The sequence below is a fragment of the Akkermansia sp. GGCC_0220 genome (genome assembly GCF_017566105.1).
Lineage (GTDB): Bacteria > Verrucomicrobiota > Verrucomicrobiia > Verrucomicrobiales > Akkermansiaceae > Akkermansia > Akkermansia massiliensis.
In genome coordinates, this window is record NZ_JABFCI010000017.1 from 20,580 (window position 1) to 33,745 (window position 13,166).

Sequence of the window (13,166 nt, forward strand, 5' to 3'; positions counted from 1 at the left end):
GGGGAATAGGGGGAATAGGGGGAATAGGGGGAATAGGGGGAATAGGGGGAATCACCGCCGGGCAGGGAGGGAAGACGGCTTTGGAGGCGGGAGTGGATGGGGAACAGGGAGCGCCTTTTCCTGTATGATGGGGCAGAAGGCTACCCCTTGCGGTAGTTCGCGAGCGTTTCCACGTATACCCCGGAGATGCTGCCTCCCTCCATGGGGGCAATATCCTTGAACGCGGGATTGAGGGGCTGGAGCAGGTATTCCGTTTTTCCGGTTTCCGCATTTTTCTTCCGGATCAGTTTTTTCAGGGTCACTCCGCGTCCGTCGTTGTATTCCACGATGGTTCCCGGCTTGGGGACGGGCGGGGCCGTATGGCGCCGCATGACTACCAGCGCGCCGTCCGGGATGAGGGGTTCCATGGATTTTCCTTCTACGCGGACCACGTATTCGTTTTTGCCCAGGGGCCTTTCCATGTAGATGGTGGACGGGACGGTATCGCTTTCCGCAAGGGAGCCCGCGGCGATGTTGCCGACAATCTGCGTGCTGTATTCGCGCCCGGCATGTCCGGCAAGGGACGGGAGTTGTTCCGCCAAGGGAATGAAGGAGCTTTGCCCCGTCCGGAGCTGGCGCGCGTCCGCCGCCTGGTCCGCCAGTTCCGTCAGCCACTGGCGCAGGGGAACTCCCTTTTCAGAGGCGGCCCTTTCGTATTTCCTCATGCGTTCCTCCGTGATTTCCAGCACAAGGCGGTTGGTCTGGATAGCCTCATTTTCCGGCTGAACCGGCCCGTATTGGGACATCAGGGAGTGGATTTTCAAAATGGCGTTGGAGGGGAAGGGGCCGGAGGGGGAAAGCCAGTTGTTGACCGTTCCTTTCTCCGTGCCGCATTCCCTGGCGAGCCAGTCACGGTCCTTTCCGATGGCTTTCAGCCAGTTTTTCACGTCCCCTTTTGTCGGTGTCATGGCTTGATGATACACGATTTTCGTGAATTGTCGATAGAAAGAAGTAAATTAAATCCGTGAAAAATATGTTGACTGATTAACGAATATCGTTAAAAAAGAAGTCATGAAGTACATGCCTTTGGACATTTCCATGATGAAGCCGGAGCCGTTCCCGTATTCCGTGATGATGAGGCCCGACCTGCATCCCAAAAGACAGCCCTCCGGGGAAGAAGGATGGCGCGGCCGCCTGGGGGCAGTCTGCGGCGCAGTGCAAACGCTGGTCCGTCAATGCAGGGCAAAGGCGGAACGGCAGAAAATGGTGATGACCGTTCTTTCCGTTGCGGGGGCTTGTGCTTTCGGCCTGTTGGCCGTCGGCGTATTCTGGCTGGCCGTGGAAATGGATAATTCCGATTTGCAGGCTTCCAAGCCATCCTGTTCCATAAGGCCGTAAGCCGGACCCTGGCCGGAGTTCCTGAGCGTTTTTTTGTGGCGCCGCTCCCGGAAATAAACAGGGACTGCGTTTGATGAAGCCGGGTCCGTTTTCCCTCGGTTGAAACGGCTTGCGAAGGAATGAAAGGTTCCAGTGGGGAACCGGAGTCCGGATGAGCTTCCATTGTTGCGGAGCTTCTCCGTGGCGGTGGGGGGAATGAATAGAAATCGTCTCTTTTTTGAGGAGGAAATGGCAGGGGGTAATTATTTTTTTGTGTCGGAAATATTTGGTAATAAGTTATTTGAAATGAAGATAAAATTATTTTTAAGATTTTTCTTTCATTAGAGCAGGTGTAACCTTTTAGATGATAGGTAGTGTGTTGCTTCCCGTTTCCGGACGGGTGTTCCGGGAGTCCGGGAAGCGGCCTTTAAACCAACCTGTCATCATGTCAAACCATACCCATTCCGCCTTTCTCATGCATGTGCCCACCCGGCTTCTTTTCGGGGCCGGGCAACTGGAGAACCTGCATGCGGAAGCATTGCCGGGCCGCAAGGCCATGATCGTCATTTCCAACGGGAAATCCACCCGGGCCAACGGTTATCTGGACCGCCTCACGGGGCAACTGGACAAGGCCGGAATCGCCTGCGCCGTCTTTGACCGGGTGGAGCCCAATCCCCTGAATTCAACCGTCAATGCCGGAGGCCGGTTCGCCCGGGAACACGGCTGCGATTTTATCATCGCCCTGGGCGGAGGGAGCTGCATGGACGCCGCCAAGTCCATCGCGCTGATCGCAGTGAATGACGGCGATTACTGGGATTACATTCCCTCCGGCACGGGGAAGGGGAAGCCGGTTTCCAACAGGCCCCTGCCGATTGTTGCCATTACCACCACCGCCGGCACCGGATCGGAGGCGGACGCGGGCACTGTCATCACGAACGAGAAAACGCATGAAAAGACGGGCTTTGTCCATCCGGACCTGTTTCCGGCGCTTTCTATCGTGGACCCGGAGCTGATGCTTACCGTTCCTCCGCTGTTTACGGCCTTCCAGGGGTTTGACGCCCTGTTCCACAGCGTGGAGGGCTACGTTTCCAACGGCACGAACCTGATGAGCGACATGTACGCCCTGGAGGCCATTAAGCATATCAGCCGCTACCTGCCCAGGGCGGTGGCCGACGGCTCCGACCTGAAGGCCCGTACCCATGTGGCCTTCGGCAATACCCTGTCCGGCTACGTGATGTGCGTGGGCCGCTGCACCAGCGAGCATTCCCTGGAGCATGCCTTGTCCGCCTACCATCAGGAGCTGCCCCACGGGGCCGGCCTCATCATGATCAGCAAGGCGTATTTTACGCACCTGATTGAACGGCATGTGGCGGATGAACGCTTTGTCCGCATGGCGCAGGCCATGGGAATGCCGGAGGCGGCGGACCCCATGGATTTCATCACCATGCTGGACAGGCTGCAACGGGATTGCGGCGTAAGCGGCCTGCGCATGAGCGATTACGGCATTGCGCCGGAGGAGTTCGGGAAAATGGCTCGCAATGCGCGGGAAACCATGGGGTTCCTGTTCCTGTGCGACCGCGCGGAGCTGTCCGTGGAGGATTGCGTTTCCATTTACCGGAAGTCTTATCTGTAAGCCCGGGAGCCTGTACCATGAGCAAGAAGATTTTAATCATTTCCTCCAGTCCGCGCAAGGGCGGCAATTCCGACCTCCTGTGCGATGAGTTCATGAAGGGGGCGCGGGGCGCAGGGCATGACGTGGAGAAGGTGCGCCTGGCGGAGAAGCGCATTGGCTATTGCCGCGGTTGCGGCGTGTGCCATGACACCCACGCCTGCCTCCAGAAGGACGATATGGAAGAGTTGCTGGACAAGCTGCTGGAAGCGGATGCCATCGTGCTGGCCACTCCCGTGTATTTTTATACGCTGTGCGGCCAGATGAAGACGTTTATCGACCGCACGGTTCCCCGTTATCTGGACATCCGTGACAAGGAGTTTTACTTCATTCTGGCCGCGGCGGAGGATAACCGGGCCAATATGGAGCGCACCGTGGAGTGCTTCCGCGGTTTTCTGGACTGCCTGGAAGGGGCGGTGGAGAAAGGCGTGGTTTACGGCACCGGGGCCTGGAAGATGGGCGGCATCAAGGGCAATCCGGCCATGAAGCAGGCCAGAATCATGGGGATAGGGGTTTGAGCCTTTTTCCCCACTAAAGAAGATCAGCCGTAAAACCGCCCATGGAATAATATCAACCGGATTTCATATAGAATGTTTTTTGCGCCCAGCGAGGATAGGTGAGACAGCTTCCCGCGGCGTCCGATTTCCCGGGTGGGGATGAGGGCGCCGCGGGAAGAAAAGCTCCGGCAATGTTTCCGGCTTTTCTTCTGCCCGTGGTGCGCCTTCCGTTGCCGGAGAAGGCCGGCAGCCGTTTTTTCCTTCTTCGCGGGGATTCCCGGTCCCGTTCAATCCTGCCGGGCAGCCATTCCTATTAAAATATAGACGATGAAAAAATTATTACCATATTTGTACGCGGCAGGGGCTTTCCTTGCCCCCTGTTGCGCCGCGGAGCCGGAGACTCCCCAGCCATCCCCGAACACCATGAATATTACGATTAAAGCAGGAGAAAAGGAAATTGCCGCCACTCTTCAGGACAATGCCGCCGCCAGGGATTTCGTGGCCCGGCTTCCCCTGACGCTGACGCTGGAGGATTACGGCGATACCGAGAAGATCAGCCCTCTGCCCGGCAAGTTGTCTACCGCCGGGGCTCCGGCCATGGGGCAGCCCTTCCGGGGGGCCATCGCCTATTACGCCCCGTGGGGCAATTTGTGCATTTTCAGGAAGGCCTTCGAGCCGTCCCGCGGCCTGGTGATTCTGGGGAGCGTGGACGGGGAAGGGATGAAGGCGCTGGATGTTTCCGGAAAGATCCGCGTGACCATTGACGTGAAACGCTGACCTTCCGGTTTGTCCGGCAGGTTTTTATCCCGGTTCTCCGGGATGGGGCAGCGTTCCTTTTTTAAGGAATCGGGAGAAGGCTGTTTTTCCCGGGCGGGGGCCTGTTGCCTCATTTTTTTGGAGAAAAGATATTAAAGATACATGAGATTTTTTTAATGATATGAAAATAAAACATTTATTGAATGCGTGCGCTGCGGTGCCCGGTGATGGGAAAGGAGGGGCGGATGCCTCCCGTTGACAGGATGGGCCCCGTCAGCACGCAGGAGCGTTCCGTGATTCTGGACGCCTTGAGGGGACTGGCGCTTTTCGGCATCTGCCTGGCGAATTTTCCGGAGTTTTCCCTGTACACGTTCCAGAGTCCGGAGGTTGTTTCCGCCATGCCCACCGCCGGAATCGACCGGGTGGTCCGCTTCCTCCAGTACGTGTTTATTGACGGCAAGTTTTACAGCCTGTTTTCCCTGTTGTTCGGCATCGGCTTTTCCATCATGATGTCCCATTCCATGGAGAAGGGGCGCGACGGCATCGCCGTTTTTTACCGCAGGATGGGCCTTCTGGCCCTGATCGGGCTGCTGCACCTGATGCTCCTGTGGAGCGGGGACATCCTGCTTCTGTATGCGCTGGCCGGCCTGCTGCTGCCGCTGTTCCGGAATGTGCCGGACAGAAAGCTGCTGGCGATTGCCGCCGCGCTTGTTTTCTGCCCCGTTCTCATGGATGCCCTGAAGGTTTTTTCAGGCTACCGGTTTGACCTCGCCGCTCCGGTGGGGGGCGCAGTACGGTATTTCAACGGCCTCAGCGGGATTACGGACGCGAATTTCGGCAGATGGCTGGTGGACGGGGAACATTATTCCGACGTTCTGAAGTTCACCCTGTCCGGGGCGTTCATCCGCGTCCAGGAGCTGCTGGAGAGCAACCGCGTCTTCAAGGTGCTGGGCTTGTTCCTGCTGGGGCTGTATGTGGGAAGGAACAGAATTTATGCGAATCTGGAGAGGCGGCGGACGCTGTTGAAGAGGGTATGCCGCTGCGGTTTTCTGGCGGGGCTGCCCCTTTCCTTCCTGTACGCCGCCCATGCGCTGCACCTGCTGGGCGGCGGACCCGTGGCCGGGGCCTTCCTGTATGCCGTCAGCGTTATTCCCCTCAGCCTGGCGTATGTGTCCGTTTTCTGCCTGTGGTTCCTTCGCCGGAAGGACGCTCTCTTGTTCCGGGCGCTGGCGGCTCCCGGGCGGATGGCGCTGACCAATTACATCGGGCAGTCCGTGCTGGGCATCGTCCTGTTTTACGGAATAGGCTTCCGCCTGGGGGCCCGGCTGGGGCTGGCGCAGGTGGAACTGGTAGCTGCCTCCGTCTTCCTGTTCCAGGCGCTGTTCAGCCGCGTCTGGCTGAAGTTCTGCCTGTTCGGCCCCCTGGAATGGGGCTGGCGCATGCTGACGTACGGGAAAAGGCTCCGGTTGTTCCGGAAGACTCCGTCTTTCCCCGGAAGGAAGGCGGCTCCTTTTAACAAGTAAAGAGTTCATGGAGGTTTTCCAATGGCTGTTTATCCAATCACGGAGCCGCCGGGCCGGCTGGGAGTCATCACCGCGTATCTGATGATTTACGTGGTGTGGGGGTCCACCTATTATTTTATCGGGACGGCGCTGCAGGGGTTCCCTCCGTTTCTGCTGGGCGGAATGCGCTTCTGCACGGCGGGGCTCCTTCTGCTGCTGGCCGGGCGGGCAAGGGGGGAGGATATTTTCCGGGGTCCCCTGGTCCGGAAGTCCGCCGTCAGCGGCATTATCCTCCTTTTCGTGGATATGGCCGTCGTCATGCTGGCCCAGCAGTATTTGAGCAGCAGCCTGGTGGCGATCATCGCATCGTCCACGGCCATCTGGATTATCGCGCTGGATGTTCCCATGTGGCGCAGGAATTTCCGGAGCATTTCCGTTTTGGCGGGGATAGCGGCCGGATTCCTGGGAGTGGGCCTTTTGTTCGCGGAGCAACTTGGACGGGAGGAAGGGGGGGGCCAGGGCGCGCACGGTATCCTGCTGCTGGTTTTCGGCTGCGTTTCCTGGGCTTTGGGGACGCTGTACGCCAAGTACCGTTCCTGCGCGGAGGAGGCGGTCAACAATGTGGGCGGGGCGGCGTGGCAGATGCTCGCGGCGGGGGTGATGTTCTGGTGCTGGGCCCTCGTCCGGAAGGAGCCGGAGAACATGGATTGGGAGGAAGTTCCTGCTTCCGCGTGGCTGTCACTCCTTTATCTGGTGCTGTTCGGCTCCGTCCTGGCGTACACCAGCTATATCTGGCTGCTGAAGGTTCGTCCGGCGGCGGAAGTAGGCACGCACGCCTATGTGAACCCCCTGGTGGCCGTCGTCCTGGGGTGTGCGGCGGGAGGGGAAGGGATGACGTGGGCGCGGATGGCCGGGCTGTTCATCATCCTGGGGAGCATCGCGCTGGTGAGGAGAACGCCTCCGGAAGATTCCGCCGGGAAAGGGCGCGCGCTTTCCCCTGCGGCCGCCATGGCGTACAGAAAGGGAATATCGTGCCGGGAATCTGAAAAATGAAGTTTTTTTCATGATTTCACGGTTCATGAAATGATTTTTATGACAGTTAATATTTATTAATTATGAATACATTACAAATGATGAACGAGAAAATGCTAAAAATCCTTTGCATTACAGTTACTATAAGGAATAGCCTGAAGGAAGAAAGAAGAAGGCCGGGAATGCGGAGAATGCCGCTCCCCGTCTTTTTCCCGGTCTTCCTTTTCCGGATGCCGATTGCCGCCGCTTAAACGCATATGATGAATTCCAAAAGAACATTTTACCAACCCATCACCATGACCAAGAAAATGATTAAGAATACTTCCTACGAGGGGGAGCGCCCCTTGTTTGCCTCCCATCATCTGAGGCTGGAAGACGTCACGATTTATCCGGGAGAGTCCGCCCTGAAGGAATGCTCCGACATTGAAGCCGTACGGTGCGAGTTCCGGGGAAAGTACCCTTTCTGGCACAACGACGGCTTGCTGATTGAGAATTGCCTGTTCAGGGAAGGCGCCCGAGCCGCCATCTGGTATTCCCGGAACCTGCGCATGAAGGATACGCGGGTGGAAGCCCCCAAGATGTTCCGGGACATGGACGGGATGGTTCTGGAGAACGTGGTCCTGACGGACGCCCTGGAATGCTGCTGGCACTGCCGGAACGCGGAGCTGCGCAACGTGCAGGCGGACAAGGGCGATTACCTGTTCATGCACGGGGAGAATATGGACATTGACGGTTTCCGCCTGAACGGGAACTACTCCTTCCAGTATTGCAGGAATGTGGTGATCCGGAATGCGGAGATTCATTCCAAGGACGCCTTCTGGAATACGGAGGACGTGACGGTGTACGATTCCGTGGTGGACGGGGAATACCTGGGCTGGCATTCCAAAAACCTCCGCCTGGTGAATTGCCGTATTTCCGGCACGCAGGCGTTGTGCTACGCGGAGAACCTGGTGCTGGAAAACTGCACGTTCGGGGAGGATGCGGACCTTTGTTTTGAATATTCCTCCGTGCAGGCGGAAATCAAGGGGCGCGTGCACAGCGTCAAGAACCCGCGCAGCGGACGCATCGTGGCGGAAGAGTACGGGGAGGTTATTCTGGACGAGCATTGCAAGGCTCCGGCCAACTGCTCCATTGAAACGGGAAAAACGCAGTCGGGAGAAGCAGCATGAAGTACGATTTTGACACCGTTGTGCCGCGCCGGGGAACGAATTCCTACAAGTGGGATTCCATGCCCCGGGCGGACATTCTGCCCATGTGGGTGGCGGACATGGATTTCCGCACGGCTCCGGCGGTGACGGAGGCCATCCGGAAGAGGGCCGAACACGGCATTTTCGGCTACACGCGGGTTCCGGATTCCTATTATGAGGCGGTCACGAACTGGTTTGAACGCCGCCACGGCTGGAAGATCAGCCCGGAGTGGATTATTTACACCACGGGGGTGGTGCCCGCGCTGTCCGCCATCATCCGGGCCCTGACGGCTCCGGGGGACAAGGTGCTGGTGCAGACGCCCGTGTACAATTGCTTTTTTTCCTCCATCCGCAATAACGGGTGCGTGGCGGAAACCAGCCCGCTGAAGTACGAGAACGGGAGGTACGCGCTTGATGCGGAGGACCTGGAGCGGAAGGCGGCGGATCCCGCCGTCAAGCTCCTGCTCCTGTGCAATCCCCACAATCCCGCCGGGCGCGTCTGGACGAGGCCGGAACTGGAGAAGATCGCGGATATCTGCCGGAGAAACGGCGTGCTGGTGGTGGCTGACGAGATTCATTGCGAACTGACGTATCCCGGCCATCCCTACACGCCGTTCGCCTCCCTTTCGGAGGAGGCCCTGCGCCATTCCGTCACCTGCATTTCCCCCAGCAAGGCCTTTAATCTGGCGGGCATTCAGATCGCCAATATTGTCGCGGCGGATGAGGAGGTCCGGAGGAAGATTGACAAGGCTATCAACATCAACGAGGTGTGCGATGTCAATTCCTTCGCCGTGGATGCTCTGGAAGCGGCCTACAACGGCGGAGAGGACTGGCTGGAGGAGCTGAAGCTTTACCTTTACGGGAATTACGAGACGGTCCGGGACATGCTGGGCGAACGCCTGCCGCAGCTCCGCGTGCTGCCGCTGGAGGGAACGTACCTGGTCTGGATAGATTGCTCCGCGCTGGGGCTTTCCTCCGCGGAAATTGTCCGTTTGCTGGAGGAAGAAGGCCGGGTGATGGTGAACGGCGGCGAAATGTACGGGGAATCGGAGGGCTGTTTCATCCGCCTGAACATCGCCTGTCCCCGGAAACTGCTGCTTGAGGGGGTGGAAAGAATCTGCCGTACGCTGGGCGGCCGCGTTTCCGGAACATGAACGCGTCCGGCGGCCTGAAAGGTCTCAATGGAGAGAGCGCGAAGAACGATCATCAAGAACAAACAATCAAGTTGCCATGAGAAATAATATGACGAGAAGAGCGTGGCTCCAGTCTTCCACCGCGGCCCTGGCGTGCCTGGCGTTGCCGGAATATGCGCTGGGCGCGGCCGCGGAGAAGAACGAGGTTTCCAGGGTATGGATGACGAAGGAGATTTCTCCGGAGGCTCTTGTAAGGATTTACCAGGCTATGGGGCGAACGGCTTCCGGCAGGGTGGCCGTCAAGATCAGCACCGGGGAACCGGGCGGCCGCAATTTCCTGAGTCCGGCCCTGATCAAGGGCTTGGTGCATCACGTGAAAGGCACCATTGTGGAGTGCAATACGGCTTACGGCGGCAAGCGCTCCCGGACGGAGGACCACCTTAAGGCGGCGAAGGACCACGGCTTTTCTGATATTGCCCGGGTGGACATCATGGACGCGGAGGGAGAGTTCACCATTCCGGTGAAGGACAGGAAGCACCTGGAATACGACATCGTGGGGAGCCATCTGAAGAACTACGATTTCATGATCAACCTGGCCCACTTCAAGGGGCATGCCATGGGCGGCTTCGGCGGCGTGATCAAGAACCAGTCCATCGGGGTAGCCTCAGCGGCCGGGAAGGCGTACATCCATTCCGCCGGAAAAACGCGGGACGTTGCCGCCGTGTGGAACAATCTGGCCGCGCAGGACGATTTTCTGGAGTCCATGGCCGCCTCCGCTCAGGCGGTGGCCGATTACTTCGGGGACAGGATTCTGTATATCAACGTGATGAACAAGCTGTCCATTGACTGCGATTGCGATGCCCACCCCCATGACCCGGAGATGAAGGACATCGGCATTCTGGCTTCCCTTGACCCGGTGGCGCTGGACCAAGCCTGCCTGGACCTCGTTTACGCCGTCAAGCCTTCCGCCGGAGACAACAGCAAACCCCTGATTGAGCGCATTGAAAGCCGTCATGGGCGGCACACGGTGGATTACGCCGAACAGATAGGCCTGGGCACCAGGAAGTATGAGCTGAAGAAGCTGGAATCTTAGCAGGCTTGTTAAATCCGATGACGTTAAAGAATGGATACTGATGATGGAGCGGTGCATTCCGTAATAAAGGCAAAGGGATTGATGCAGTCGGTGGACTGGGAGGGGAACCTCCGTCATTTCTACTGCGACCTGGCGGGAGGGGGCCATGGGAATCCACATCGTTTATTCCATAAAGAGGGGGCCTAAAATCAATCTGATGAGAACGTCGCGCAGACACTGCCGTAGAAAGCCAAATAATCAGTTATCGTTTTAAAGAGAATGAAAAGATATCTTTTTATCAGCTTATTGATTTTGAGCACATCGTTCCAGCTATCAGCCCAAACGAAGCCGGCCGTTTCAGCAGAGAATATGTTAATCCGTATGTCCGAAATCGAAGTATATCCCCAGTATTTGAAAGAATATCTGGAATATGCCTCTGTGGTAGGAGCTACATCGGTCAAAGAGGAATCGGGAGTTATTTGCATTTTCCCGATGCAGATGAAGCGGGATTCCACACAAATCCGCATCCTCGAAATCTACGCTTCTCCCGAAGCCTACCGGCATCATATTCAGACCGCTCACTTCCGGAAGTACAAGACGGCTACGCTGCACATGGTGAAGAGCCTCGACTTAGTGGACATGCATGCCCTTGATCCGGCAGGCATGCCTGAGATATTTCTGAAAATAAAAACAAACAAATAGAGAAGAATATGAAAACAATGTAGGCAGCGTACCGGAGCTTTATTCTCCTCCTACGGTGGAAACGCTATGATGATAGTCCACTAAAGGATGTTCTTTCAGGAAGTCGACTGCCATCGGACAACTTTTTCGTTTGATGGATGGAGCGAATGTCTAGATGGACGATGCCCCTTGCGCGGACCTTCCTTGAAGGAGGTGAGGTATAAGGATTTATCTTGATTTTATTAAAAAATACAACCAGAAATAATTATGGAAGAAATTACATTAAATAACGGAGTGGTCATGCCCATCCTGGGCTTCGGAGTTTTTCAGATACCTGATGCCGCAGAGTGCGAGCGCTGCGTGCTGGACGCGATCGGCGCCGGCTACCGTTCCATTGATACGGCCCAGATTTACGGCAATGAGGAGGCCGTAGGCCGCGCGGCGGAGAAGAGCGGGGTGCCGCGCGAGGAATTGTTCCTCACCACGAAGGTGTGGATTACCAACGGCGGGTATGAAAAGGCGAAGGCTTCCATTGACGAGTCCCTGCGCAAGCTGCGCACGGATTACGTGGACCTGCTGCTCATCCACCAGCCCTTCAACGATTATTACGGCACTTACCGGGCCATGGAAGAGGCTAACCGGGCCGGAAAGGTCCGCGCCATCGGCGTGAGCAATTTTTATCCGGACCGCTTTGTGGACCTGGCGGAGTTCTGTGAAATCAAGCCCGCCGTCAACCAGGTGGAAACGCACGTGTTCAACCAGCAGGTGAAGGCCCGGGAGCTGATGGCGAAGTACGGCACGCGGGTAGAATCCTGGGGCCCTTTCGCGGAAGGCCGCAATGGATTTTTCACAAATCCGGTGCTGAAGGACATCGGGGAGAAGTACGGCAAGACCCCGGCGCAGACGGCCCTGCGCTTCCTGATCCAGTGCGGGATCATCGTCATTCCTAAGACGACCCACCGGGAAAGGATGGAGGAGAATTTCAACGTCTTTGACTTTGAACTTTCCCAGGAGGACATGGGCGCCATCGCCAGGCTGGACCGCGGAGAGAGCCTTTTCCTGTGCCATCAGGACCCGGAATCAGTCCTGTACCTGATCAATTACGGGAAGCAGTAATTCACCTTAAGTATTGGAAAGATGACAGGGCATTCATTTAAAAGGTTTTGCGCGGCTTTCTCCGCCTGCATTTGCTGTGCAGGGAGCTTATCCGCTGAAAACAATAACGCCAACACGGACAGGATCATGAACGAACAACTGAATTTAACGCAGGAATGGGACAAGGTGTTTCCGAAGAGCGACAAGGTAGACCACCGCAAGGTAAGCTTCCGCAACCGCTACGGCATTACGCTGGCCGCGGATTTGTATATCCCCCGGAAGGCCGGCGGAAAGTTGCCGGCTATCGCCGTTTCCGGCCCCTTCGGAGCCGTGAAGGAACAATCTTCCGGGCTCTATGCCCAGACGATGGCCGAGCGCGGTTTTCTAACGATCGCGTTTGATCCCTCGTATACGGGAGAGAGCGGCGGGGAACCCCGTTATGTCGCTTCCCCGGACATCAATACGGAGGATTTCTCCGCAGCCGTCGACTACCTCTCCACACGAGACGACGTGGACCCCGAACGCATCGGAATCATCGGCATTTGCGGGTGGGGCGGCATGGCGGTGAACGCGGCGGCTATCGACACCCGCATCAAGGCGACGGTAGCGTCCACGATGTACGATATGAGCCGAGTGAACGCCAACGGCTATTTTGACGCGATGGACGCCGACGCCCGTTATGAGCTTCGCAAACAACTGAATGCCCAGCGCACCGCCGATGCAAAAAACGGTTCTTATGCGCTCGCGGGGGGCGTGCCCGATCCCCTGCCTGACGATGCCCCAGGATTCGTGAAGGATTACTACAATTACTATAAGACGCCCCGCGGCTACCACAAGCGTTCGCTCAACTCGAACGGCGGATGGAATACCACCTCCGCGCTCTCGTTCATCAATATGCCCCTCCTGGCGTACAGCGGGGAAATCCGCAGCGCCGTGCTCATGATTCACGGAGAAAAAGCCCATTCACGCTATTTCAGCGAGGATGCCTTCAAGAAGTTGAAAGGGGATAACAAGGAGCTGATGATCATTCCCGGCGCGAGCCATGTGGATCTCTATGACAATCAAGCCGGGGTTATTCCTTTCGGCAAAATCGAGCAGTTCTTTCAGGAGCATCTGAAATAAGGAGGTTCTGCGGCTGACTTTGAAGGAAGCTGATTACGGTGAGGGACTCAACATGATAAGCCGT

At 57.1% G+C, this 13,166-nt stretch carries 13 protein-coding genes; 12 read left to right on the plus strand and 1 reads right to left on the minus strand.

Annotated elements, in window-relative coordinates; all coding sequences use genetic code 11:
- Window positions 1-140: 140 nt before the first annotated feature.
- Window positions 141-947 carry a S24 family peptidase gene (locus tag HJW02_RS11130; RefSeq protein ID WP_102722946.1) on the minus strand — a complete coding sequence of 269 codons (807 nt, stop codon included), beginning with the start codon at window positions 945-947 and terminating at the stop codon, window positions 141-143.
- A gap of 103 nt (window positions 948-1,050) precedes the next feature.
- Between HJW02_RS11130 and HJW02_RS11135 the strand changes: the two genes are divergently transcribed.
- From HJW02_RS11135 to HJW02_RS11190, 12 genes are all read left to right on the plus strand, one after another.
- Window positions 1,051-1,377: a hypothetical protein gene (locus tag HJW02_RS11135; RefSeq protein ID WP_102722945.1), complete on the plus strand. Its 327-nt coding sequence runs from the start codon at window positions 1,051-1,053 to the stop codon at window positions 1,375-1,377.
- 424 nt (window positions 1,378-1,801) lie between these two features.
- Window positions 1,802-2,989 carry an iron-containing alcohol dehydrogenase gene (locus tag HJW02_RS11140; RefSeq protein WP_240454325.1) on the plus strand — a complete coding sequence of 396 codons (1,188 nt, stop codon included), beginning with the start codon at window positions 1,802-1,804 and terminating at the stop codon, window positions 2,987-2,989.
- Between the two features lie 17 nt (window positions 2,990-3,006).
- Window positions 3,007-3,543 (plus strand): flavodoxin family protein, encoded by a 537-nt coding sequence (locus HJW02_RS11145; RefSeq protein WP_102711382.1) that lies wholly within the window; start codon window positions 3,007-3,009, stop codon window positions 3,541-3,543.
- A 402-nt stretch (window positions 3,544-3,945) separates the two neighbouring features.
- A complete protein-coding gene (locus HJW02_RS11150; protein WP_102722947.1) occupies window positions 3,946-4,299 on the plus strand; it encodes a cyclophilin-like fold protein in 354 nt (117 codons plus the stop codon).
- A gap of 224 nt (window positions 4,300-4,523) precedes the next feature.
- On the plus strand, window positions 4,524-5,801 hold the full coding sequence (locus HJW02_RS11155) for a DUF418 domain-containing protein (RefSeq protein ID WP_102722083.1): 1,278 nt from the start codon (window positions 4,524-4,526) through the stop codon (window positions 5,799-5,801).
- A 21-nt stretch (window positions 5,802-5,822) separates the two neighbouring features.
- Entirely contained in the window at window positions 5,823-6,833 is a 1,011-nt protein-coding gene (locus tag HJW02_RS11160; RefSeq protein WP_102721965.1) for an EamA family transporter, read from the plus strand.
- A gap of 275 nt (window positions 6,834-7,108) precedes the next feature.
- Window positions 7,109-7,981: a DUF3737 family protein gene (locus HJW02_RS11165; RefSeq protein WP_102722084.1), complete on the plus strand. Its 873-nt coding sequence runs from the start codon at window positions 7,109-7,111 to the stop codon at window positions 7,979-7,981.
- Window positions 7,978-9,153, plus strand: coding sequence for a MalY/PatB family protein (locus tag HJW02_RS11170; protein ID WP_102721966.1), 1,176 nt, complete (start codon window positions 7,978-7,980; stop codon window positions 9,151-9,153). Before HJW02_RS11165 ends, HJW02_RS11170 begins: the two co-directional genes overlap by 4 nt.
- A gap of 76 nt (window positions 9,154-9,229) precedes the next feature.
- Window positions 9,230-10,225 (plus strand): DUF362 domain-containing protein, encoded by a 996-nt coding sequence (locus tag HJW02_RS11175; protein WP_102721967.1) that lies wholly within the window; start codon window positions 9,230-9,232, stop codon window positions 10,223-10,225.
- A gap of 360 nt (window positions 10,226-10,585) precedes the next feature.
- Window positions 10,586-10,906: an antibiotic biosynthesis monooxygenase family protein gene (locus tag HJW02_RS11180; protein ID WP_208050641.1), complete on the plus strand. Its 321-nt coding sequence runs from the start codon at window positions 10,586-10,588 to the stop codon at window positions 10,904-10,906.
- A gap of 246 nt (window positions 10,907-11,152) precedes the next feature.
- Window positions 11,153-12,001, plus strand: coding sequence for an aldo/keto reductase (locus HJW02_RS11185; RefSeq protein WP_102721968.1), 849 nt, complete (start codon window positions 11,153-11,155; stop codon window positions 11,999-12,001).
- Window positions 12,002-12,022: 21 nt separating this feature from the next.
- The gene (locus tag HJW02_RS11190; RefSeq protein ID WP_102721969.1) at window positions 12,023-13,102 is read left to right on the plus strand and encodes an alpha/beta hydrolase; all 1,080 of its coding nucleotides are present in this window, start codon (window positions 12,023-12,025) and stop codon (window positions 13,100-13,102) included.
- Window positions 13,103-13,166 lie beyond the last annotated feature (64 nt).